21 protein-coding genes are annotated in these 23,314 nt (G+C 71.8%); 11 read left to right on the forward strand and 10 right to left on the reverse strand.

All coding sequences use genetic code 11. From position 1 onward, the window contains the following. Positions 1 to 25: 25 nt before the first annotated feature. Positions 26 to 1,093 carry an AI-2E family transporter gene (locus HNR73_RS10730; protein WP_184787204.1) on the reverse strand — a complete coding sequence of 356 codons (1,068 nt, stop codon included), beginning with the start codon at positions 1,091 to 1,093 and terminating at the stop codon, positions 26 to 28. Between the two features lie 132 nt (positions 1,094 to 1,225). On the opposite strand from HNR73_RS10730, the gene HNR73_RS10735 reads away from it, so the two are divergent. The 3 genes from HNR73_RS10735 (at position 1,226) to HNR73_RS10745 (ending at position 5,928) form a co-directional block, all read left to right on the forward strand. Then, positions 1,226 to 2,659, forward strand: a complete 1,434-nt coding sequence (locus HNR73_RS10735) for an MFS transporter (RefSeq protein WP_184787205.1) — start codon at positions 1,226 to 1,228, stop codon at positions 2,657 to 2,659. Positions 2,660 to 2,837: 178 nt separating this feature from the next. Next, positions 2,838 to 4,343 (forward strand): amidohydrolase family protein, encoded by a 1,506-nt coding sequence (locus HNR73_RS10740; protein ID WP_184787206.1) that lies wholly within the window; start codon positions 2,838 to 2,840, stop codon positions 4,341 to 4,343. 421 nt (positions 4,344 to 4,764) lie between these two features. After that, positions 4,765 to 5,928, forward strand: coding sequence for an esterase-like activity of phytase family protein (locus tag HNR73_RS10745; RefSeq protein ID WP_203686176.1), 1,164 nt, complete (start codon positions 4,765 to 4,767; stop codon positions 5,926 to 5,928). A 39-nt stretch (positions 5,929 to 5,967) separates the two neighbouring features. On the opposite strand, the gene HNR73_RS10750 is transcribed toward HNR73_RS10745, so the two are convergent. Next, on the reverse strand, positions 5,968 to 6,300 hold the full coding sequence (locus tag HNR73_RS10750; RefSeq protein WP_184787207.1) for a YnfA family protein: 333 nt from the start codon (positions 6,298 to 6,300) through the stop codon (positions 5,968 to 5,970). Positions 6,301 to 6,358: 58 nt separating this feature from the next. On the opposite strand from HNR73_RS10750, the gene HNR73_RS10755 reads away from it, so the two are divergent. The 3 genes from HNR73_RS10755 to HNR73_RS10765 all read left to right on the forward strand — a co-directional run bounded on the left by HNR73_RS10755 (position 6,359) and on the right by HNR73_RS10765 (position 8,148). Further along, the gene (locus HNR73_RS10755; protein ID WP_184787208.1) at positions 6,359 to 6,730 is read left to right on the forward strand and encodes a hypothetical protein; all 372 of its coding nucleotides are present in this window, start codon (positions 6,359 to 6,361) and stop codon (positions 6,728 to 6,730) included. A 180-nt stretch (positions 6,731 to 6,910) separates the two neighbouring features. Further along, positions 6,911 to 7,561: a DsbA family protein gene (locus tag HNR73_RS10760; RefSeq protein ID WP_184787209.1), complete on the forward strand. Its 651-nt coding sequence runs from the start codon at positions 6,911 to 6,913 to the stop codon at positions 7,559 to 7,561. Next, the gene (locus tag HNR73_RS10765; protein ID WP_184787210.1) at positions 7,558 to 8,148 is read left to right on the forward strand and encodes a vitamin K epoxide reductase family protein; all 591 of its coding nucleotides are present in this window, start codon (positions 7,558 to 7,560) and stop codon (positions 8,146 to 8,148) included. Before HNR73_RS10760 ends, HNR73_RS10765 begins: the two co-directional genes overlap by 4 nt. Positions 8,149 to 8,222: 74 nt before the next feature. Here the strand turns inward: HNR73_RS10765 and HNR73_RS10770 are convergent, their stop codons facing one another. From HNR73_RS10770 to HNR73_RS10800, 7 genes are all read right to left on the reverse strand, one after another. Next, positions 8,223 to 9,206, reverse strand: coding sequence for a pectate lyase family protein (locus tag HNR73_RS10770; RefSeq protein WP_184787211.1), 984 nt, complete (start codon positions 9,204 to 9,206; stop codon positions 8,223 to 8,225). A gap of 188 nt (positions 9,207 to 9,394) precedes the next feature. Next, the gene (locus HNR73_RS10775) at positions 9,395 to 9,718 is read right to left on the reverse strand and encodes a cupin domain-containing protein (RefSeq protein WP_184787212.1); all 324 of its coding nucleotides are present in this window, start codon (positions 9,716 to 9,718) and stop codon (positions 9,395 to 9,397) included. A gap of 11 nt (positions 9,719 to 9,729) precedes the next feature. After that, the gene (locus tag HNR73_RS10780; RefSeq protein WP_184787213.1) at positions 9,730 to 10,842 is read right to left on the reverse strand and encodes a Gfo/Idh/MocA family protein; all 1,113 of its coding nucleotides are present in this window, start codon (positions 10,840 to 10,842) and stop codon (positions 9,730 to 9,732) included. Continuing rightward, positions 10,839 to 12,248, reverse strand: a complete 1,410-nt coding sequence (locus HNR73_RS10785; protein WP_184787214.1) for a mannitol dehydrogenase family protein — start codon at positions 12,246 to 12,248, stop codon at positions 10,839 to 10,841. Before HNR73_RS10785 ends, HNR73_RS10780 begins: the two co-directional genes overlap by 4 nt. Further along, positions 12,239 to 13,528 carry an enolase C-terminal domain-like protein gene (locus HNR73_RS10790; protein ID WP_184787215.1) on the reverse strand — a complete coding sequence of 430 codons (1,290 nt, stop codon included), beginning with the start codon at positions 13,526 to 13,528 and terminating at the stop codon, positions 12,239 to 12,241. Before HNR73_RS10790 ends, HNR73_RS10785 begins: the two co-directional genes overlap by 10 nt. Next, on the reverse strand, positions 13,525 to 14,949 hold the full coding sequence (uxaC, locus tag HNR73_RS10795; protein ID WP_184787216.1) for a glucuronate isomerase: 1,425 nt from the start codon (positions 14,947 to 14,949) through the stop codon (positions 13,525 to 13,527). The genes HNR73_RS10790 and uxaC overlap by 4 nt, the downstream gene beginning before the upstream one ends. A 22-nt stretch (positions 14,950 to 14,971) precedes the next feature. Continuing rightward, on the reverse strand, positions 14,972 to 16,291 hold the full coding sequence (locus HNR73_RS10800; protein ID WP_184787217.1) for a Gfo/Idh/MocA family protein: 1,320 nt from the start codon (positions 16,289 to 16,291) through the stop codon (positions 14,972 to 14,974). A 233-nt stretch (positions 16,292 to 16,524) separates the two neighbouring features. Here HNR73_RS10800 and HNR73_RS10805 point away from each other — a divergent pair, with 233 nt between their 5' ends. The 5 genes from HNR73_RS10805 (at position 16,525) to HNR73_RS10825 (ending at position 21,507) form a co-directional block, all read left to right on the forward strand. Then, a complete protein-coding gene (locus HNR73_RS10805; RefSeq protein ID WP_184787218.1) occupies positions 16,525 to 17,595 on the forward strand; it encodes a LacI family DNA-binding transcriptional regulator in 1,071 nt (356 codons plus the stop codon). A 20-nt stretch (positions 17,596 to 17,615) separates the two neighbouring features. Next, entirely contained in the window at positions 17,616 to 18,950 is a 1,335-nt protein-coding gene (locus tag HNR73_RS10810; RefSeq protein WP_184787219.1) for an ABC transporter substrate-binding protein, read from the forward strand. Between the two features lie 69 nt (positions 18,951 to 19,019). Next, entirely contained in the window at positions 19,020 to 19,994 is a 975-nt protein-coding gene (locus HNR73_RS10815; protein WP_184787220.1) for a carbohydrate ABC transporter permease, read from the forward strand. Then, on the forward strand, positions 19,991 to 20,869 hold the full coding sequence (locus tag HNR73_RS10820) for a carbohydrate ABC transporter permease (protein WP_184787221.1): 879 nt from the start codon (positions 19,991 to 19,993) through the stop codon (positions 20,867 to 20,869). Before HNR73_RS10815 ends, HNR73_RS10820 begins: the two co-directional genes overlap by 4 nt. A gap of 2 nt (positions 20,870 to 20,871) precedes the next feature. Beyond that, positions 20,872 to 21,507, forward strand: coding sequence for a hypothetical protein (locus tag HNR73_RS10825; protein WP_184787222.1), 636 nt, complete (start codon positions 20,872 to 20,874; stop codon positions 21,505 to 21,507). On the opposite strand, the gene argS is transcribed toward HNR73_RS10825, so the two are convergent. Beyond that, on the reverse strand, positions 21,443 to 23,188 hold the full coding sequence (gene argS, locus HNR73_RS10830) for an arginine--tRNA ligase (RefSeq protein ID WP_184787223.1): 1,746 nt from the start codon (positions 23,186 to 23,188) through the stop codon (positions 21,443 to 21,445). The genes HNR73_RS10825 and argS overlap by 65 nt on opposite strands. Between the last annotated feature and the right edge of the window lie 126 nt (positions 23,189 to 23,314).

The raw sequence follows: 23,314 nt of genomic DNA on the forward strand, positions 1-23,314 counted from the left end.
CGGGCAACGATAACCGCCGCGGGCGTCAGTCCTTGGTGTCCGGAAGCGGGTGGGCCGCGAGAAGGTGGTTCGCCCAGCGCGTGGAGGGCGTCGCGTCGACGAGGAGGGCCTTGACCAGCAGGGTGAGCGGCACGGCGAGGATCGCGCCGAGACCGCCGATGACCCAGGCCCAGAACACCAGCGCCAGGAAGGTCAGCGTCACCGACAGTCCGACGCTGTCGCCGGTGACCTTCGGCTGGATCACCGACTGGATCACGAAGTTGAACAGCGAGTAGAGGACCACGACCCACACCATCGTCTGCCAGCCGCCGTCGAGCAGGCCGAGCAGCGCGGGCGGGACGAGGCCGATGATGAAGCCGATGTTGGGGATGTAGTTGGTGATGAACGCGACCAGCGCCCACAGCAGCGGCAGCGGCACCCCGAGCGCCCACAGCGCCAGCCCGTCGAGGACGGCGACGATCAACCCGAAGACGGTGGCGACGATCAGGTACTTGCGGGTGCCGCGGGCGAACTCGCGCAGGGCGGTGACCAGTGCCGGGCGTTCGGGCGCGAGGCGGTCGAGGCGGGTCGGGAACCCGGCGGCGTCGATGCCCATGAACAGCAGCAGGCCGAGGATGAACAGCAGGTTCGACAGGACCGACACCGCCGAGCCGGCGACCGTCGTGAACACGTCGACGAGACGGTTCGGGTCGAGCCCGGACACCGCGGTCTGGAGCTGGTCGGCGTCGACGCCCTGTTCGGCGAGCCAGGTGGTGGTCGCGGTGATGAGGTCCTGGGCGCGTTCGGTGTAGACGGGGACGAGGTCGGACAGCCGGCCCACCGAGACGACGAGAACGTAGACGCAGGCGCCGAAGCAGCCGTAGATCACCAGCAGCAGCACCAGTGAACTGAGCCACCACGGCCAGCCGCGCCGGATCAGCGCGCTCTGCACCGGACTCAGTGCCACGACCAGCACCAGCGCCAGGGCGACCGGCGCGACGATGCCCGCCGCGGACTTCATCCCGGCGACGACGACCACCAGTGCCGCCGCGGCGACGAGGCCCCGGTCGATACCGCCGCTGGGCTCGGGTTTCGGGAGAACGTCGCCGGACATCTGTCCATTATGTACGGGTTTGTTTCCCGGAAGCGGCCGGGGTGCGTCCCTTGCATACCCGCAGGGGGTATGTTACGGTCCATCGCGCACTACCCCCTAGGGGTATCTGAAACGCAAGTCGAAGGAGTCGTCATGTCCCCCGATCCCCGGCGCTGGTTGGCACTCGCCGTGCTCGCGCTCGCCCAGTTCATGGTCATCATGGACACCTCGATCATCGCGGTGGCCCTGCCCGAGATGCAGCGCGAACTCGGGTTCACCCCGAGCGGCCTGCAGTGGGTCTTCAACGCCTACGCCGTCGTGTTCGGCGGACTGCTCCTCCTCGGCGGCCGGCTCTCCGACCTGTGGGGCGCCCGCCGCGTCTTCGCCGCCGGCTGGATCGCCCTCACCGCCGGATCGATCGTCGCCGCGGCCGCCACCGGCCCGGTCGCCGAGATCATCGGACGCGGGATCCAGGGCGTCGGCGCCGCCCTCATCGCACCCGCCGCGATGACCCTGCTGATGGTGCTGTTCGCCGGGCAGCCGTCCGAACTGCCCAAGGCCATGGCCTGGTACGGAGCCGCGGCTCCGGCGGGCGGCACGGCCGGGGTGTTCCTCGGCGGCGTGATCACCGAATGGCTCAGCTGGCCCTGGGTCTTCATCATCTACGTGCCGATCGGCGTCGTCACCCTGCTCGTCACCCCGAAGGTCCTGCCCCGCGTCCCCGGCCGCCGCACCGGAATGGACATCGCCGGCGCCCTCGCCGTGACCGCCGGACTCGCCCTCGCCGTCTACGCCGTCGTCCAGGCCCCCGAACGCGGCTGGGGCTCCTCGGCGACGCTCGTCCAGCTCGGCGCCGCGCTGGTCCTGCTGCTCGGCTTCGTGCTCCTCCAGCGCTTCGTGCGCTCGCCCCTGATGCCGCTGAAGGTCTGGCGCACCCCGAACCTGGCGGCGGCCAACGTCGCCATGGCGCTGCTCGGAGCCGCCTGGATCCCGATGTGGTACTTCCTGAACCTCTACGTCCAGCAGGTCCTCGGCTTCGGGGCCTTCGCCTCGGGCGCCGCCCTGGTCCCCATGACCGCGTTCATGATGCTGCTGATGACGGCCGTGACCGGCCGCCTCATCGGCCGCTTCGGCACCAAGCCGCTGATCGTCACCGGACTCGTCGCGCTCGCCGCGGGCCTCGGGATCCTCGCGACGGCCGACCCGAACGGGTCCTTCCTCGCCGACGTCCTGCCCGGTTCTCTGGTCTCGGCGGTCGGGATGTCCCTGGTGTTCATCCCGGCGATGCTCGCGGCGATCGGCGGCGTCGCCCCCGAGGAGGGCGGGCTCGCCTCCGGGATCGTGAACACGACCTACCAGGTCGGCTCCGCGCTCGGCCTGGCGGTCATGACGGCCGTCGCGACCTCGCGCGGCGGCGCCGAACTGGGCGACAAGGCCGCGCTGACCGAAGGCTTCACCACCGCCTTCGTCGTGGCCGGAGCAATCGCCCTCGCCGGAGCCGTCATCGCCGCCCTGACCCTCCGTCGACCACGGCCGGCCGCGGAGACGGTCCCGGCCGAGCCGGCCGCCGCGGGCGCGAGCCACTGACGTCTCGCCCCACGGAGAGCGAGCCCGGCCGGTCCCACCGGCCGGGCTCGCCTACGCCGGCGGACGTAGCCGCACCCGCGCTACGTCCCCGGTGGTAGTCCGAAGATCGTGCGGCGGGACGGCGCCGACGGCCTTCCCGGAACCAAGAATCGAAGTCACCCCCGACGGAGGAGACCTCGTGAGCAACCTGACCCGCCGCACCGTTCTGCGCGGTGCCGTCATCGCCGGAGGCGCCGCGCTGGCCGCCACCGCGCCCCCGGCGGCCGCCGCAGACACGCCCGTCCTCGCCATCACCGGCGCGACCCTCATCGACGGGATCGCCCCCGGCGCCCTTCCCGACCGCACCCTCCTCCTCCAGGGCGACCGCGTCCTCGCCGTCGGCCGCCGCGCCGAGGTCCGCGTCCCGCGCGGCGCCCGGATCCTCGACGCCACCGGCAAACACGTCATCCCCGGACTCATCGACAGCCACGCCCACAGCGGCGAGCACCCGGGGATCTCACCGGCGCTGAACATCGCCAACGGCGTCACCACCGTCCGCGAACTGTTCGGCATGCCCCACCTCCACGAGTGGCGCGAGCGGATCGAGGCCGGTGCGATGCTCGGCCCGAGATCGGTCATCGCCAGCCGCATCGTCGACGGCGCCGCGACCACCGGCCACCCCGACTTCTTCACCGTCGTCACCACCGAGGCCGAGGCGCGCGCCGCCGTCCGCGAGGCCGCCGACGGCGGCGCGGACTTCGTGAAGATCTACTCCGGCCTGCCCCGGGACCTCTTCGACGTCATCGCCGACGAGTCCCGCCGACGGCGCATCCCCTTCGCCGGGCACTGTCCCGACACCGTCCCCCTCGACCACGCCGCCTGGTCCGGGCAGCGCAGTGTCGAGCACTTCTACTCGATCTCCTATCCGGCGGCCACCCGCGCCGAGGAGATCGAGCGCGTCCTCGCCGAGCCGGGGGAGCCGGGCGACCTCCCCGGCTGGGTCCGCCGCGTCCACCGAGCCGAGATGATCGCCGCCGCGAGCTACAGCCACGGGAAGGCGGCCCGGCTGTTCTCGCGGCTTCGCCGAAGCGGAACGCGCATGGTCCCGACCCTCGTCGTCAGCCGCGTCATGGACCGCCCGGCCGAGGTCGACACCGCCGACCCCCGCCTGAAGTACCTGCCCGCCGCGCTCACGGCCTACTGGGCCCAGGCCTTCCGCGACCTCTTCGTCGACGCCCGCACCCCCGCCGAGGCCGCCGAGTGGCACGGCCTGCTCGACTTTCGCCGCCGCTTCGTGCACGCGATGTCCGAGGCGGGCGTGCCGATCCTGGCCGGAACCGACGGCGGCGACGTCCCCTACGTCTACCCGGGCTTCGGCGTCCACGACGAACTCGCCGAACTCGTCGCGGCGGGACTGTCACCGCTCCGGGCCATCCGGGCCGCGACGGTCGAGCCCGCCCGCTTCCTCGGGCTGGGCGACCGCCTCGGCACCATCGCCAAAGGCAGGGCCGCCGACCTGGTCGTGCTCGACGGCGACCCGCTCGCCGACATCGCCAACACCCGGCGGATCCACGCCGTCGTGACACGCGGACGACTCATCGGCGCCGTCGAGCGCGCGCGGATCCTCAGCGAGGTGGAGCGAACGGCGGCCTCGATCGAGGGCGGGGCCGCGGGCTCGGGAGGGTGTTGCGGGGGACCGCGCTGAACGGCGAGCAATGGACGGTTTCGGATGACCGGGGACGCGTGCGGGCGCGCGGTGAGGCGTGGTGGGTGTCGCCGAACGGTCATGAGCGGCACGCCCGCTCGCCGACCCGGCGGATGCGCGCTTTCACAGCTCATGGGCGGCGGCGCCGTGAGCCCGGGCGGACCCCACGCCGGGCGCGGCGAGACGCGGTGACCGCGCGCGGGCGGTGGGGTGTGATCCGGGCAGGTGCCGCGCCGAGCGGTGAGCGGCGGCGCCCGCTCGCCGGTGGCCGGCGGGTTTGTGCCGTCGCGCCTCGCGGCCCCCGCGCCATCACCTCTTCGAACGGTCATACGCGACACGAGGTCATGAAACTGGACATTCGCGCACGCATCCTGTCTCATTCTTGCGGTCGATCGACCGATACGTCCACTTCGGAAACGGGATGCCCATGACCTCGTGCTGGAAGAAATCCGTGGCGACCGCCGCCGCGCTGCTCGGCTTGACCACGGCGGTGGCGGGCGCCCAGGCACCGCCCGCGACCGCCGGTGAGACCGAGGCCGCCCTGCGCGTCACGCGCTTCCTCGGTGAGCACGTCGTCCCGCACAAGCTCGACCTGAAGGGGACCGTCGTCGGCGGTTTCTCCGGAATGGACCGCGACCCGCTGACCGGCACCTGGTACTTCATCTCCGACGACCGCTGGCGCTACAACCCCGCGCGCTTCTACACCGGCCGCGTCGACATCGACCCCCTGACCGGCGCGTTCAAGGGCGTGCGCGTCGAGGACGTCAAGACCTTCCTCGACGCCGCGGGCGAGCCCTACCCCGGCTTCGGCAAGGAGTTCACCGTCGACCCGGAGTCGCTGCGCCTCGACCCGTGGTCGCGGCAGCTGCTGTGGGCGCAGGAGGGCGACCGGCCCGACGAGGCGCGCCCGACGCTGCCCCTGTCGCAGCAGTCGATCCGGTGGGCGACGAAGTCCGGCGGGTACCTCGCGGAGCTTCCGCTGCCGGAGAACATCCACCTCACCGAGACCGACAGCGGCACCCGCCGCAACACCGGCATCGAGGCCCTGACCTTCACCGCGACGCGCATCGTCGCCGCCAACGAGGACCCGGTCTACGAGGACGGCCCCATGCCCACCGTCGAGAAGGGCGCGACGACGCGCATCACCGTCTGGGACCGCTTCCACCGGATCCGGGCGCAGTACGCCTACGAGATCGACGCCCTGCCCGCCGCGCCGATCCCGGGCGGCGGTATCACCGACAGCGGCGTCTCGGAGATCCTCTCCATCGACGAGAACCGCTTCCTCGCGCTTGAGCGCTCCTGGATCGAGGGCGTGAACTACCGCACGAAGCTCTACGAGTTCGACCTGCGCGGCGCCGACGACGTCCTCGACCGCGACAGTCTCGCCGACGGCGGCTACACGCCGGTGTCGAAGCGGCTCGTCTACGACTTCGGCGTCCTCGACGGACCGCAGCAGAACCTGGAGGCCATGGCCTGGGGACCGCGCCTGCTCACGGGCGAGTGCAGCCTGGTGATCGCCGCCGACGACAACTTCGACAGCCGGGAGAAGGCGCAGTTCCTCGCCTTCGGCGTGCGCGGCTGCTGACACCGTCACGGGGGTTCCGGTGACGATCCACCGGGGCCCTCAGCCGCGCGGCGCGTACATGATCACCACGACGCCGACCAGGCAGATCGCGGCCCCGATCACGTCGTAGCGGTCCGGCCGGAACCTGTCGACGACCATCGCCCACCCCAGCGAACCGGCCACGAACACCCCGCCGTAGGCGGCGAGGATCCGCCCGAAGTTCGCGTCGGGCTGGAACGCGGCCACGAACCCGTAGGCCCCCAGCGCGGCGACGCCCGCCGCGATCCACCACAGCCCGCGATGCTCCCGCCACCCCTGCCACACCAGCCACGCGCCGCCGATCTCCAGGAAGGCCGCGAGCACGAACAGCAGCAGCGAACGCGCGAGGGTCATGAACGGCGACGTTACCGGGCTGCGACGTTACTCCGCCCGGCCCGGTAACCTTGCCGCCGTGAGCACCAGGCGTGGCGCGCGAGCGACCGGCGGGTCGCCGCTTCGCCTTGCCGTCCTGCTGCTGGCCCTGCTCGCGGCCGTCGTCCTCGGTTCGGTGCACACCGGCGAGGCCGTGGCGCACCCCGCGCCCACCGTGTCGGCGTCGCAGCCCGACTCCGACGCCCCCTGCCTGCCGCATCCCGACTATCCCGAGCATTCCGCGCGGGCCCTCGGCGGTGCCTTCACCGGCGCCGATCTCGCCGACGGCGACGCGCACACCGCCGAAGGCCCCGACCGTTTCGCGGTCCGGGCCGTCCCGATGCCCGCCGAGCGGCTCACCGCGGCCGAGACCGGCCGCCTGCTCGCCGTGCTGTGCGTCTGGCGGACGTAGGCCGACCCTGTTCCACTTCGCGCGCCCGCCGGCCCGACGCCGCCGGGTGTAGGCCGACCGCGCTCACAGACAGGCACGCCAATGGCTAAGAAGAAGAGCAGGAACACCCGCCCGGCGGGTGGCAAGAGGACCCGTCCGCCCGCGCCCGCGAAGGCGCCGGCCCCGCCGCCGAAGCGGGGGATGAGCACCAACCTGAAGATGACCATCGGCCTGATCGTGGCCGCGCTCGTGGCGATCGGTGTCACCGTCTACCTGTCGGGAAGCGGTGAGAACCCGGCGGCCGCGACCGACGCCCAGGACGAGCGTCTCGTGCGTCCCGACAGCCACAAGCTCTCCACCGCCGCCGACGGGAAGGCCACGCTCGTCGAGTTCCTCGACTTCGAGTGCGAGGCCTGCGGGGCGCTGTACCCGGAGATGGAGCGGCTGCGGGCCGACTACGACGGGCGCATCACCTTCGTCGTCCGCTACTTCCCGCTGCCCGGCCACGCCAACGGCGAACCCGCCGCGCGGGCCGTCGAGGCCGCCGCCGCGCAGGGGAGGTTCGAGGAGATGTACACCAGGATGTTCGAGACCCAGGCGAGCTGGGGCGAGCAGCAGTCCCCGCAGGACGAGGTCTTCTTCGGCTTCGCCACCGAACTCGGTCTCGACATGGACGCCTTCAAGACGGCCTTCGCCGACCCGGCGACCGCGGCCCGCGTGCAGAAGGACCAGGACGACGGCATCTCGCTCGGCGTCGACCGGACCCCGACGGTCTACCTCAACGGCGAGCCGGTCGACGGCCCGTCCTACGACTCGCTGAAGGAACGCATCGACAAGGCGCTGGCCTCGTGAGGCCGGTCTCGCGGGCTCTGCCGTGGGTCCTGACCGGCGGGGGAGCGCTCGGCCTGCTGGCCGCGTTCGTGCTGACGGTCGAGAAGATCGCACTGCTCAAGGACCCGTCGTACAGCCCGTCGTGCAGCATCAACCCGATCCTGTCCTGCGGTTCGGTGATGAAGACCCCGCAGGCCGAGGTCTTCGGTTTCCCCAACCCGCTGCTGGGCGTCGCCGGGTTCGCCGTGGTCCTCACCGTCGGCGTCGTACTGCTCGCGGGCGCCCGCCCGCCCCGCTGGTTCATGCTCGGTCTCCAGCTCGGCGCGACCTTCGGCGTCGTCTTCGTGCACTGGCTGATCTTCCAGAGCCTGTACCGGATCGGGGCGCTGTGCCCGTACTGCATGGTCGTGTGGACCGTGACGATCCCGGTGTTCTGGTACACGACCCTGCACAACCTCACCACCGGCGTCATCCCGGTGCCGTCCTCCTGGCGCCGGGCGGTGGAGGGCATCGCGCGCTTCCACAGTCTGGTGCTCGTCGTCTGGTACCTGCTGATCGTGGCGCTCGTCGGCGTCGAGTTCTGGGACTACTGGCGCACCCTGCTGTGACGCGGAGGAACCGGCCTCCCCGAGAGGAGGCCGGTTCCACCGGCCCGCCGCGCCCAACCGCGCCGGCCCGGCCGCTAGACGCTGATCTTGTTCGCGCCGGCGCCGCCGGTGACGATGCCCTTGACGTTCGCCGAGGGGTCCAGCGTGTAGCCGTAGGGGATCGACGCGACCGAGCCGCGCGTCTCCGGCGCCCCGGAGTTCACCGAGGTGTTGTTGCGGAACACGAGGTTGCCGTCGGGCGAGCTGCCCTCACCGACATGCGTCGGCTCGTCGACGTTCTCGAAGTAGTTGCCCTCGACGAGGACGCCCGCGTTGCAGGTGGTCGCCACGCCGTAGCCGCTGTTGCCGGAGTAGTAGTTGTTGTAGACGTGCACCGGGTTGCCGAAGCGCACGCGCGGGTGCCGCTGGGTCGTGCCGTCGAACCAGTTGTGGTGGTAGGAGACCCGCAGGTGGCCGATGTCCTGGGATCCGTTGCCGTCACTGTGGCCGAGCAGCATCGTCTTGTCGTGGTCGTAGACGCGGTTCCACGACACCGTCGCGAAGTCCGAGCCGCGCTTGATGTCCACGGCACCGTCATAGCCGTCGGTGAACGTGTTGTGGTCGATCCACACGTTCTTCGAGGCGTCCTGGACGTTGATCGCGTCGTCGGCCCAGCCGCGGAAGGTGATGTTGCGGATGATGACGTTGTTCGCGCCGTCGACGTCGAGACCGCCGCCGGTGATCGTGGCGCCGCTGTTGCCGAGCACGCTCTTGTTGCTCGTCACGTCGTTCATGCCGGAGATGTTGATCGTTCCCGACACGCGGATGATGAGCCTGCCGCTCTGCTTGAGCGCCGCCGTCAGCGCGCTCGCGGTCGACACGGTGACCGTGGAGCCGCCGGCACCGCCGGTGGTGCCGCCGTTCTGGCTCGCCCAGCCGGTCGGGCTGGTCTCGGCCATGGGTGTCACGGCGGCCGGTTCCACCGTCCGCGCGCCGGCCTCGGCGGAGACGAACATGCCGGAGGCGGCCAGGATCGCCGCGCCGATTAACGCCGGTACGCGTTTGCGTCGTGTGGTCATGGGAATCGTCCCTTCTCGGGTGTGATGTCCTCTGCGACCAGGTTGTAATACTGACGAAATAGTGTCAATGGTGCCCATTTGCAGGATTATTGCAGCGAATCCGGACAGGGACGGGCCGACCGGCTGTCTTGCTCCCGGTTCACCCCGCGATGTCCGTCTTATGTGGACCGCCGTGTTGCACCGGCCGCTCAGGCCGCGCGCAGGTGCAGCCACGCGTGGACCAGCGGCACCTCGCCGAGGCTGATCAGATGGTGGTCCTCGCCGGGTTCGATCACCAGCACGTCACCGGCCTCGAAGGGGGTGGTGGCGCCGTCGATCTCGACCAGCCCGCTGCCCTGGAGCACGCAGAAGACCTCTGGCACGTCGTGGGTGTGGAAGCCCTCGGGGTGCGTGCGCTCCCCGTGGCCGTAGGAGCTGACCCCGCCGCGCTCGACGAGGTGCCCCGCGACGACGGGGGCGAAGACGGGGCCGTCGCCGTTGCCGGTGAGGTCGGCCAGTTTGTACCTGCGCATGTGCTGCCTCCTTAACGGATCGCCCAGGGGGCGGGGAGTTCGCTGAACAGCGCCGCGTTCGCGGCGGCGGCCTCGACGACGGAGTTGACGCCGTCGACGGTGACGTAGGGGCCGTCCCGCCGGACGTATCCGTCGGGGATCCGCACGACCGGCGCGGCGACGACGGACTCGATGACGGCCGTGAACGGTTCGGTGCGCGCGAACGGAGCCCGCAGGGCGGTTCCGTTCGCGCGGTGGTCGAGCAGGTCGTCGAGCAGGTCGACGCGGCCCGCGACGGTCGCGGCCGGCCGGCCCGGGAGGGCGAGGCGGTCGGTCGGGTACTCGTAGAAGGCCTCGCCGCCGGTGCCGCGCACGGTGATGCCGCCTTCGATCTTGGCCTCCTCGCCGCACAGGGTGACCGCGACCGTGATCGTCGGCCCGCCGCGGAGGGTCAGGCGCAGGCAGGCCGTGTCGTCCACCTCGATCTCGCGCGCCCGGTAGCGCTCGACCTCGACGCCTACGGGAAGACCGGGGCCCGCGACGGCCTCACCGACTGCCAGCGCCTGCATCACCGCGTGCGCGAAGGGATTGGCCAGCGCGCCGTCGAGCGCCGGGCGACCGTCCATCGTGGACCTCCCCGCCCACGGGGAGCGACGGTAGTACTCGTCGGGCCGGCGCCACGCGCCCGCCACGCCGATCGAGCGGATCTCACCGAGCCCGCCGTCGGCGACCGCCGCGCGCAGCAGCTCGGGCACCGGCGACCCGAGGGCCTGGAAGTTCACCTGGCACGCGCGGCCGGTCCCGGCGAGCAGCCCGGCCAGTTCGCGGTGTTCGGCGAGCGAGGTGACCGGCGGTTTCTCCAGCAGGAGGTCGGCGCCCGCGCGCAGCGCGTCGGCGGCGATGGCCAGATGCGTGTGCGGGGGCGTGCAGACCACGACGATGTCGGGCCGGATGGACTCCAGCAGTTCGCGGTGATCGCTGAAGACCGGTGTCCCGTCGGGGATCGGGGCGTCGGGCTCGGCGCGGACGGGCGCGACGTCGCACAGTCCCGCCAGGCGGATCCTGTCCGCGCGTGCGGCGATCCGGCGGCGGTGCCACAGCCCGTGGCCGCCCGCGCCGATGACGGCGATCGAGGGAAGGGTCATGCCGACCCCCGCACCACGTCGGCGGCGCCGTGCCGGGCGAGGCGGCCGAGCCAGTCGGCGACGAGCTCGCGGACCTCGGAGTCCTCGGCGAGTGCGGCCGGGAAGATCTCGCGCAGGCCGAACACCGCCTCGACCGCCGCGGCGGTCGAGCCGTTCGCCGAGGCGAGCGCGTCGGTGATCGCCCCGGCCAGGGGATCGTCGAGGACGAGCGGCTCACCGGTGTCGGAGGTGCCGGCGGTGTAACGGATCCAGGCCGCGACGGACAGCGCCGCCCACACCGGCCGGCCGCCGGTGGCCCGGCGTTCCGTGATCGTGCGCAGGATCCGCTGCGGGAGCTTCTGGCTGCCGTCCATGGCGATCTGGATGGTCCGGTGGGCGATGCCGGGGTTGGCGAAGCGGGCCAGGACCTCCTCGCCGTAGTCCACGGCGGACACGCCGGGCGGCGGGGTCAGGCCGGGCGCGACGTCCTCGGCGATCAACCGTCGCATCGTCGCCTCCATCCCAGGCAGGGAAAGGGTTTCGGCGATCGTGTCGCACCCGGCCAGCGCCCCCAGGTAGGCGAGGGTGGAGTGCACGCCGTTGAGGGTGCGCAGCTTCAGGTCCTCCCAGGGCGTCACGTCGTCGGTGAGGACGGCGCCGGCGAGTTCCCAGGCGGGCCGTCCGGCGGGGAAGCGGTCCTGGAGGACCCACTGCGCGTAGGGCTCGGCGTCGACGGCGGCGCCGTCGGTGACGCCGAGGGTGTCGGCGACGCGGCGGTAGGTCGCCTCGGTCGAGGCGGGGACGATCCGGTCGACGGCCGTGGCGGGGAAGGCGACGTGCCCGTCGATCCAGTCCAGCACCTGGTCGGCGGCGTCCGACAGCGCGAGCCGCCGGAGCACGGCCGCCCGCAGCCGCCCGCCGTTGCCGGGCAGGTTGTCGCAGCTGACGACCGCCAGGGGCGCGCCGGTCCGGGCGCGCGCGGTGAGCCCGCGCGCCAGCAGACCGGGGATCGCGGCCTGGTCGCCGTAGGCCTTCTCGGTGACGGTCAAGGTGACGATCCCGACGGCCGGGTCGGCCAGCAGCGCGACGATCCCGTCCGGGTCGTCGGGCAGGTGGCGGGCGGCGTTGACCGACCCGACCACGCGGGTGCGCTCGCCGTCGGCCGACAGCTCGGTGACGGTGAACAGGCCGTCCTGGGCGTTGACGGCGTCGGCGACCGGTCGCGAGCGGGGCGCTACGGCGACGGTGCCCCAGTCCCCGCCCGCCGCGGCCATCGCGGCCTCGGTGTAGACGGCCTGGTGCGCCCGGTAGAAGGCGCCGAGTCCGATGTGGACGATGCCGGTGCCGGCGTCGCCCGGGGTCACCCGGGGGCGGGCCTCGGCGGGTATCCGGGCGAGCGCGGCGAGGCCGAGCCGGTTCACCGCCATGCCGGGCCGTCCGGGAAGCCGAAGCGGGCGATCGATTCCGGGCGCATCTCGACGCTGTAGCCGGGCTTGTCCGGCAGCCGGTAGCGGCCTTCCTCCACCCGGACCGGGTCGGTGAAGTGCTCGTGCAGGTGGTCGACGTACTCGATCATGCGGCCGTCGAGGGAGCGCCCGACGCGCAGGAAGTCGAAGATCGCGAGGTGCTGGACGTACTCGCACAGCCCGACCCCGCCGGCGTGCGGGCACACCGGGACACCGAACTTCGCCGCGAGCAGCAGGATCGACAGCACCTCGTTGACGCCGCCGACGCGGCAGGCGTCGACCTGGCAGACGCCGATCGCGCCGGCCTGGAGGAGCTGCTTGAAGATGACGCGGTTGGCGGCCACTTCGCCGGTGGCGACGCGGATCGGCGCGACCGCCTCGGCGACGCGGGCGTGGCCGAGGACGTCGTCGGCGTGGGTCGGCTCCTCGATCCAGTAGGGGTCGAAGGGCCGCAGGCGCGCCATGTTGGCGACCGCCTCGTCGACGTCCCAGACCTGGTTGGCGTCCATCATGAGCAGCGCGTCGGGGCCGATCTCCGCGCGGATGATCCCGGCACGGCGGACGTCGTCGTCGACGGGGCCGCCGACCTTCATCTTCACCGCGGTCCAGCCCTCGGCGACGGCCGCGCGGGTGAGTTCGCGAACCTTGTCGTCGGGGTAGCCGAGCCAGCCGACGGAGGTCGTGTACGCCGGGAATCCTTGCTTCCGCAGCTGATCGAGACGTTCGTCGAGGCCCTTCTCGCCCTCGGTGAGGATGGCGAGGGCCTCGGCCGGGGTGAGCGCGTCGGAGATGTGCCGGAAGTCGATCGCGGCCACGAGTTCCTCGGCGGGCATCTCGGCGAGCAGCCGCCACAGCGGGCGTTCGGCGAGGCGGGCGCGCAGGTCCCAGACGGCGTTGACGACGGCCCCGGCGGCCATGTGGATGACGCCCTTCTCGGGGCCGAGCCAGCGCAGTTGCGGGTCGGCGGTCAGGGAGCGCCAGAAGTCCACCGGCGCGGCGAATATCTCCTCGACGGTGCGGCCTTCGACGTGGTGCGCCAGTGCCCGCACCGCGCCGACGGTGAGTTCGTTGCCGCGCCCGTTGGTGAAGGTCAGGCCCGAGCCGGTGGGCCCGCCGTCGGTGCGCAGCTCGACGTAGGTCGCCGAGTAGTCGCCGCGGTTGATCGCGTCGGACCCGTCGGCCTCGGCGGCGGTCGGGAAACGGACGTCGTGGACGTCGACGGCGGTGATGCGGGTGGTCACGCGGCGCTCCTGTCGAGGCGGAAGATGCGGCGGGGCAGGCGGTAGGCGAGGTCGACGACGGTCTCGGCGGCCTCGTCGGCGTCGAGCCGGTGCTCGGCGACCAGGCGGGCGCAGTGGGCGGCGTCGACACGGCGGGCGATGGCGTGGCGGACGGGGATCGAGCAGAAGGCGCGGGTGTCGTCGACGAACCCGGCGGTGTTGTAGAACCCGGCGGTGTCGGTCACGGCCTCCCGGAAGCGGCGCAGGCCGTCGGGGGAGTCCAGGAACCACCACGGCGCTCCGATGTAGACGGACGCGTAGCCACCGGCCAATGGCGCGATCTCGCGGCTGAAGGTGGTCTCGTCGAGGGTGTAGACGACCACGCGCAGGCGGGGATCGTTGCCGTGCCGGGAGAGCAGCGGTTCCAGGCCGCGGACGTAGTCGGTGGCCTGGGGGATGTCGCCGCCGACGTCGCGGCCGTGCGTGGCGTGCAGCCAGCGGTTGTGGTTGCGGACGGAGCCGGGGTGGAGCTGCATCACCAGACCGTCCTCGATGGACATCCGGGCGAACTCCAGGATCATGTGTGCGCGGAAGGACTCGGCGTCGGCGGCGGTGGCCGTACCGTGCAGACCCCGCTCGAACACGGCGGCGGCGCCCTCGGGGCCGAGGTCGGCGGTGGCGGCCGTCGGGTGCCCGTGGTCGCTGGAGGTGGCACCGGCGGCGATGAAGGCCTCCCGCCGCGACCGGAGGGCCGTGAGGTAACCGGTGAACGTGGAGGTGTCCGCACCGGCGACCTCGCCCAGCCGCTCGACCCGTTCGGCCCAGCCCGCCCATTCCAGGTCGACGACGTCGTCGGGGCGGAAGGTCGTGATGACCCGGCCCCCCGGTCCGCCCCAGCCCTCCGCCGCCAGCCGGGCGTGCGCGGACAGGTCGTCCAAAGGGGACTCGGTGGTCGCGAGCGTCTCGATGCCGAAGCGGGTGAACAGCGCCCGGGGCCGGTAGGCGGGTTCGGCGAGGCGCTCGCTGAGCAGGTCGTAGACGTCGTCGGCGGTGTCGGGCGACAGCGGTGTCTCGACGCCGAAGACGTCGGCGAAGGTCTGCTCCAGCCACAGCCGCGAGGGCGTGCCCCGGAAGAGGTGCCAGTTCGCCGCCAGCAGGTGCCAGATCTTGCGGCCGTCGGCCTGCACGGTCGTGCCGTCCACGCTCGGGACGCCCAGTTCGGCGGGCGGGATGCCTTGGCTCAGCAGCATTCTGGTCACGTAGTGGTCGGGTACGACGAACAACCGCGCGGGATCGCCGAAAGGCGCGTCGTCGGCGATGAGGGCCGGGTCGACGTGGCCGTGGGGGCAGATCAGCGGCAGGTCGCGGGTGAGCGCGAACAGCTCGCGGGCGATCGCGCGGACTTCCCGGTCGGGCGGGAACAGCAGGTCGGGGTGGGGCATGCGGGCTCCTCGGGATGGGGCGTCAGGCGAGCAGTCCGGCGACGGCCACGGCCTCGCCGGAGGCGATGGACGCGTTGGCGGCCAGGCCGGTCAGGAGCGCGTCGGCGCCGTCGCGGGAGGTCGCCGAGCGGTCCAGCGGGTCGGTGGCACCGCCGAAGAGCACGGCGGCCATGCGGGCGTCGGCGCCGCCGTGGCCGGTGCGCGGGCGGTCGGGCAGGTCGAGGGTCTCCGGTGGGCGCCAGAAGCGGTGCAGGGTCAGGCGGGCGCCACCGGCCTCGGCGGACGCCTCGGCGCCGTGCAAGGCCGCGCCCTTCACACCACCGGCCGCGACCGGGTCCACGTGGTCGTTCTCCACGACCTCCAGTTCGAGGCGCCCGGCGCTGCCGTTGAACATCACCCGGTAGCCCTCCCAGGGGGAGTAGGCCGTCAGGTGGTAGGTCATGGTCGCGCCGGTGTCGTAGCCGACCAGCACGGACATGTCGTCCTCGATGGACACTCCGGGCGCGAAGACGTTGCGGTCGCGCAGATACCCGTCGTGCTCCTCGGCGCCCAGGTACAGCGCGGCGAGGCCGGGGCTCTCGGCGAGGCGCAGCGCGAAGGGGTCCCCGGCGGCCTCCGGCGCGCCGTGGGCGCGCACGTAGCCGCGGTCGAGGCCGCGCCTGGAACCGTTCTCTCCGTAGAAGAACAGGCGGCCGCGCGCGTAGACGTGCTCCGGTCGCGCGCCGAGCCACCAGTTGACCAGGTCGAAGTGGTGGCCCGACTTGTGCACGAGCAGTCCGCCGGAGCTGGCCTTGTCGCGGTGCCAGCGGCGGAAGTAGTCGGCGCCGTGCCGGACGTCCAGCAGCCACTCGAAGTGCACCGAGCCGATCTCGCCGATCACACCGTCGGCGAGGAGGGTCCGGACGCGCTCGTGGACGGGGTTGAAGCGGTAGTTGAAGGCCACGCGCACCCGCGCCCCGGTGTCGGCGGCGAGGATCCGGCGGCAGCGTTCGGCGTCGACGGTCATCGGCTTCTCGGTGACCACGTCGAGCCCGGCGGCCAGCGCGGCGAGGATGTACTCGTCGTGCGTGCTGTCCACCGTGGTCACGACGACCGCGTCGGCGCGGGTCTCGTCGAGCATCCGTGCGAACCGCTCGGCCGGGTACAGCGCGGCCGGAGGCGCGCCGAGGCCTTCGAGGCGGCGGTGGTGCGCGGCGAGCCGCGCGGGGTTGGTGTCGGCGAGTCCGACGAGCTCGGCGGAGTCGGCGTGGTCGACGGCGATGGAGCGGGTGAACATCTCCGCGCGGGATCCGGTGCCCACCAGGGCGTAGCGGCGCCGCCCGGTGGATTTCGGCGGGGTCATGGCGTCTCCGTTGGACGGCAAACGTTTGCAGCCAAAGCTAGCGGCGGCCCCGGAGCGAGTCAACAGGTCGAATTCCATTGCCCGAAACGATCGCTTTTCACCGCTGTTGGCGTCTCGATCGGCAACATCGCGGTAACCGAACCTGTTGACACGACGGCAATCGTTTGCATAAATGTCTCCAGAAGCACCACCACCACCATCCACAAGGGACATCGAGGAAGCAGGTCTGCGACGTGGCAGTGACCATCCGGGACGTGGCGCGCGCCGCGGGAGTGCACATCTCCACCGTCTCCCGCGCGTTCTCCGCCCCGCACCTGGTGCACGCCGAGACCCGCGCCAAGGTCCTCAGCACCGCCGAGGAACTCGGCTACCGGCCCAACCGGGCCGCGCGGGCCCTGATCACCGGCCGTACGCACAACATCGGCCTGATCGTCGCCGACATCGCCAACCCCTTCTTCCCACCGCTCATCAAGGCCGCCGAGAGCCAGGCCCGGATGCGCGACCACCACGTGTTCGTCGCCGAGACCGACGAGGATCCCCTCGTCGAGGCCGAACTGGTTCAGGCGCTGTCCAAACAGGTCGACGGGATCGTCCTGTGCAGCCCGCGCCTCAACAACGGCGCGATCGAGCAGCTCGCCCGCGAGGTGCCGCTCGTGCTCGTCAACCGCCGCGTACCGGGGCTGCCCTCGGTGACCATGGACGTCGCCCAGGGCGCCGGCCTGGCCATCGACCACCTCGTCGCCGACGGCCACCGCGACATCGCGCTGCTCACCGGGCCGCGCGGGTCGTGGACCAGCCGCGAACAGCGGCGGGCCGCCACCCAGGCCGCCGCCCGCTCCGGCGTCCGCCTCACCGTCACCGGACCCAACCAGCCCACCGAGGAGGGCGGGATCGCCGCCGCCGAGCACGTCGTCGGCAGCGGTGCCACCGCCGTCCTCACCTACAACGACCTCATGGCGATCGGCCTCATCGAAGGCCTCGACCGGCTAGGGACCCGCGTCCCCGCCGACGTCAGCGTCATAGGGGTCGACGACACCATCCTCGGCCGCGTGACCCGCCCCCGCCTCACCACGGTGGCCACCCCCACCGCGGCCGCCGGACGGGCCGCCGTCGACATGCTTCTCCAGCACGGCGACGACCGCCGGACAACCGCCCAAGTGTCCTTGCAGACCGAACTGATCGTCCGAGACTCCACCTCCGCGCCACCGCCGAGGACGCCGCCGCACGGCCATGCGGCCGCGCCCCCGGCCGTGGACGGCACCGATGGTGCCGCGGCCGAGCCGCGAGGTGGGGCGGCGACCTAGATCAAGGAGCTACCGACCCCATGCAGTCCACCGATCCCCACCCGCGCGCCGCCCGGCCCGCGCCAGCCCAACGTACCTCCCCGGGGCGACGCCTCCGGCAGGCCTTAACGGCCGCGATCGTCGCCGTGCCACTGGTTCTCGGCGCGGCCGCCTGCTCCGGCGAGGACGAGGGCACGACCGTCGAGTTCTTCTGGTGGGGCGGCGACGCCCGCGCCACCATGACCCAGCAGGCGCTCGACCTCTACCAGTCGAAGCACCCCGACGTGAAGATCAACGCCACCTGGCAGACCTTCGACGGGTACTACGACAAGCTCGCCACGATCGCGGGCGGCGGCAATGCCCCCGACATCTTCCAGATCGACGACAACGGCCTCGCCGAGTACGCCGGACGCAACGTCACCCTCGACCTCACCCCCTACGTCGCGAGCAAGAAGCTCGACCTGTCCAACCACTACGAGGGCCTGACCGCCTACGGGCAGATCGACGGCAAGCAGGTCGCCGTCGCCACCGGCGAGAACACCCCGGCCGTCATCTACGACAAGACCAAGCTCGCCGAGCTCGGCGTCGACGAACCGAAAGAGGGCTGGACCTACGACGAGTACATCACCTGGGCCGCCTCGGTCACCGAGAAGTCCGGCGGCGAGTACTACGGCACGATGGACCCCAGCAGCGACTACAAGGCGCTGTGGCTCTGGCTCCGCGCGCAGGGCAAGGAGTTCTACAACGGAACCCAGCTCGCTTTCACGCAGGAGGACCTGACCGCCTGGTTCACCCTCTGGCAGCAGGCCCGGGAGAAGGGCGCGACGCCGCCCGCCGACGTCGTCCACGAGGCCGTCACCGGCAGCGTCGACACCCAGCTCGTCGTGTCCGGCAAGGCCGCGACGTCGTTCATGTGGTCCAACCAGCTCGCCGAGCTGGGCAAGGCCACCGAGAACGAGCTGGCCATGGTGCCCTACCCCGGTGACCTCAAGGGGCAGTGGGCCCGCGCGTCGACCTACTGGGCCGGTTCGCGCGCCACCGACCACCCCGAGGTCGTCGCCGACATCATCAACTTCCTCACCAACGACCCGGAGGCCGGCGCCATCCTCGGCACCGACCGGGGTCTGCCGCCCAACAAGGCCACCCGCGCCGCCGTCGAGTCCGCGCAGACCGACCCCTACGCGAAGGCCACCTTCGTCTTCGAGAACGGGATGGCCGACAAGTTCGGCCCGGCGCCCGCGCCGCCGCCGAAAGGCCACTCCGGCCTGCGCAACACCCTGCGCGACATCGCCGAATCGGTGACCTACGGGACGGCGACGCCCGCCGACGCCGCCGCGCAGTTCTTCACCGAGGCCACCGCCGCCCTGTCGGGCTGAGGCCACGGGTCCCGGTCCATCCCCTGTGGACGGACCGGGACCCGCCGACCCTTGCGAAAGGACACCCGCATGGCGGTCTCCACCGCCCCGCCGCCCGGCCGTGCCCGGACGAGCGTCCCCGCCCGCCGGAAACCGGCCGACGCCCGCCGCCGCGCCGAAGGCCGCGCCGCCCACGTCTTCCTCACCCCGTGGCTCCTCGGGCTGCTGGCCATCACCGCCGCCCCGATGCTGCTGTCGCTCTACCTCAGCTTCACGAACTTCGACGTCCTGTCCGACTGGGACCAGATCAGCTGGGTCGGCCTCGACAACTACGAGCGGATGTTCACCCAGGACCCCGTCTTCTGGAAATCCGTCGGTGTCACCCTCACCTTCGCGCTGGTCGCCGTCCCGCTCAAACTCGCCGCCGCCCTCGGCGTCGCGATGCTCCTCAACCGGGAACGCCGCGGCACCGGGCTGTTCCGCGCCCTGTTCTACCTGCCGTCGCTCCTCGGCGGCAGCGTCGCCCTCGCCCTCGTCTGGCGCGCCATCTTCAGCCGCGACGGGTCCTTCAACGCCTTCCTCGACATCTTCGGCATCACCGGGCAGCCCTGGGTCAACGACCCCGACTGGGCCCTGGAGACCCTGATGGTGCTGGCGATCTGGCAGTTCGGCGCCCCCATGGTCATCTTCCTCGCCGGACTCAAACAGGTCCCCACCGAGCTCTACGAGGCCGCCGAGGTCGACGGCGCCGGACCACTCCGCCGCTTCTGGCACATCACGCTGCCCATGCTGTCGCCGGTCATCTTCTTCAACCTCGTCCTGGAGACCATCAACGGCTTCCAGGGCTTCACCTCCGCCTACGTCGTCAGCGACGGCACCGGCGGGCCGGTCGGCGCGACCATGCTCTACACCCTGCACCTCTACACGCAGGGATTCACCGAGTTCAAGATGGGCTACGCGTCCGCGCTCGCCTGGGTCTTCCTGCTCGCGATCGGCGCGATCACCGCGCTGTTCTTCAGCACCGGCCGCTTCTGGGTCCACTACGCCGACGGAGACGGACGATGACCGCCACCACCGCCGAAGCCGCCCGCCGGCCCGGACCCCGCGCGCCCCGCCTCACCGGAGCCGTTCGCATCACCGTGCTCGTCGCGGTCCTCGCCGTCGTCCTCTACCCGCTGCTGTGGGTCCTCGGCTCCTCGCTCAAGTCCCCGACCGAACTGGCCAGCAACATCTCGGTGTGGCCCACCGACGTCACCTGGGCCAACTACACCGAGGGCTGGAACTTCAGCGAGAGCCTGAGCTTCGGCCGCTTCTTCCTCAACAGCACCCTCATCGCGCTGGCCACCGTCGTCGCCAACGCCGCCTCCTGCCTGGTCACCGCGTACGCCTTCGCGCGCCTGCGCTTCCGCGGCCGGGGCGTGTGGTTCTCCGTCATGATCGCGACGCTCCTGCTCCCCGGGCACGTCCTGGTGATCCCGCAGTACGTCCTGTTCGAGTCTTTCGGCTGGGTCGACTCGCCGCTGCCGCTGATCGTGCCGAAACTGCTGGCCACCGAGGCCTTCTTCGTGTTCCTCATGGTCCAGTTCATGCGCGGCATCCCGCGTGACCTCGACGACGCCGCCCGCATCGACGGGTGCTCGCCCTTCGGGGTGTTCCGGTACGTGATCCTGCCGCTGTCGCGACCGGCGCTGGTCACGACGGCGATCTTCTCCTTCATCTGGACCTGGAACGACTTCTTCACCCAGCTGGTCTACCTGCCCAGCCCCGACAGCTACACCGTCCCCATCGGACTGCGGCTGTTCATCGACTCCGGCGGGCAGACCTCGATCGGGCCGATGCTGGCGATGTCGGTGCTCTCGCTGGCCCCGGTGTTCCTGTTCTTCCTGGCCTTCCAGCGCTTCCTGGTGCAGGGCATCAACACGACCGGACTGAAGGGCTGACGATGGACGCCGCCGCCCCACCCCGCGCCGACTGGCGCGAGCACCTGCGCGACGCCGCCGACCTCGCGCTCGTCGGCATCGCCGTGACGGTGTGCGCGCTGCCGGTGGTCACCGCCGGATCCGCGCTGGCCACCGCCGGCGCGGCGATCCGGCACCGGCGGGAGCACGGCACCTACCCGGCGCTCGGGTGGTTCGTGCGCGCCTTCGCGCGAGGCGTCCCGGCCGGTGCGGTCGCCGTGGCGGTGTTCCTCGCGGTGGAAGCGCTCCTGTTCGTGAATCTGCGGGTCGCCGGAAGCGGTGCCCTGCCCGGAGGGAAGGCCGTGGCGGCGGTGACGGCGGGGATTGCCGTGGCCTTCGCCGGCCTGGCACTGCTCACCGTCGCCGTCCACGACGGCCGCTGGCGGGACGCGATCCGCGCGAGCGCGCGGATCGCGACCACCGCGTGGTGGACCGTGCCGGCCGCCGTGGCGGCGGCGGGCGTCGCCACCGCGATCGGAACGCTGGTCCCGGCCACGGCGGTGCTGCTCCCGGGTTTCGTGGTCTTCGCGGGGCAGGCCGTGGCGGGGCGTGCGTCTACATCCGTTCCGGCGCGTCGATCCCCAGCAGCGACAGTCCATGGTGGAGGGTCAGCCGGGTGAGCCGCACCAGCGCGAGACGGTTCCCGCGCAGCGCGGCCGTCTCGGCCTTGAGCACCGGACTGCGGTCGAAGAAGGAGCTGAACACCTTCGCCAGCCCGAACAGATAGGTGGCGATCCGGTGTGGTTCGTTGAGCGCGGCGGCCTCGGCGAGCACGGCGGCGTACTCGTCGAGGCGCAGGACCAGCGCGCGCTCCGACGTGTTCACCGGGGCCTTCTCGTCCACGATCGTCTCGCCCTCGCCCGCCTTGCGCAGGATTGAGGCGAGCCGGGCGTGCGCGTACTGGAGGTAGACGCCGGTGTCGCCGTTGAGGGACACCATCCGCTCGATGTCGAAGCGGTAGTCGGTGGTGCGGGCGGTCGACAGGTCGGCGTACTTCACCGCCCCGATCCCGGTGGAAGCGGCGATCCGGTCGAGTGCGGCACCGTCGAGATCCGGGTTCTTCGCCGCGACGACGGCCCGCGCTCCGGCGACGGCGGCGTCGAGGAGACCGGTCAGGGCGACGGTGTCGCCCGAGCGGGTCTTGAAGGGCCTGCCGTCGGCGCCGAGGACGGTCCCGAAGGGGACGTGGACGACCTCGTGCGACGCGTCGATCCAGCCCGCCCGCCGTCCGGCGGCGAAGACCTGCGCGAAGTGCAGGGCCTGGCGGGCGTCGGTCAGGTAGAGCATCCGCGTTGCCTTCAGCTCGCGGACCCGGTGCCGCAGGGTGGCCATGTCGGTGGTCGCGTACCCGTATCCGCCGTCGCTCTTGCGGAGGATCAGCGGGATCGGGTTGCCCTCGGGTCCGGTGAAGCGCTCGTCGAAGACGCACAGCGCGCCCTGCGACTCCACCGCGATGCCGGCGTCGGTCAGTTCGGCGACGACGTCGTCGAGATGCGGGTTGTAGACGGACTCGCCGTCAAGGTCCACATCGGACAGACTCACGTCGAGTCGCCGGTAGATCTTGTTGAAGGCGGCCAGGGACACCGCCACCAGGTCGCGCCAGACCGCTAGGGTCGCCTCGTCTCCGGCCTGTAGGGCGACCACCCGCGACCTGGCCCGGTCGGCGAAGGCCGCGTCGGCGGCGAAGTGCGCGGCGGCCGACCGGTACAGCCCGTCGAGGACGGCGATGTCGGCGGTGCCGTGCCACGCGGTCCCGGGATGCTCGTCCAGGTACTGGATGAGCATCCCGAACTGGGTGCCCCAGTCGCCGATGTGGTTCTGCCGGATCACCGTGCCGCCGAGGGATTCCAGCAGCTTGACGAGCGTGTCGCCGATGACGGTCGACCGCAGGTGCCCGACGTGCATCCGCTTGGCGACGTTCGGCGCGGAGTAGTCGACGACGGTGACGGTTCCGGCGTAGGGCGCGGGCAGTCCTAGCCCGGCGTCGAGGCGCAGGGCGGTCTGGCGCCACAGTTCGGCGTCGGCGAGGGTCAGGTTCACAAAGGCCGGCCCGGAGACCTCGGCGGTCTCGATCGGGCCGTCCGGGGTGATCTCGGCGGTGATGGCGGCGGCGAGTTCGCGTGGGGGCCGTCCGGCGGACCTGGCCAGCGCGAGGGCCGCGTTCGCCTGGAAGTCGGTCCGTTCGCCGCGTCGGACCAGCGGATCGATCGGCTCGGTTCCGGGGAGGGCGCGTCGGATCGCGGCGGCCACGGTCGCCTCGATCCGGGTGCCGAGCGCGATGACTGCTGGAGACGTGTTCACGGTCCTTCTTCCTGTTCACGGCGGTTCGCTGTCTCCTTGAGGATAGGAACCGGGATGGGGCGGGGCATCCGAATTGCGGCCGGGCTGTGATCATCGGCGGCTCCACTGGGGAGGGTCGCCGGGCAT

This window comes from Phytomonospora endophytica (assembly GCF_014202425.1).
In the GTDB taxonomy this organism is placed as follows: Bacteria; Actinomycetota; Actinomycetes; order Mycobacteriales; family Micromonosporaceae; genus Phytomonospora; species Phytomonospora endophytica.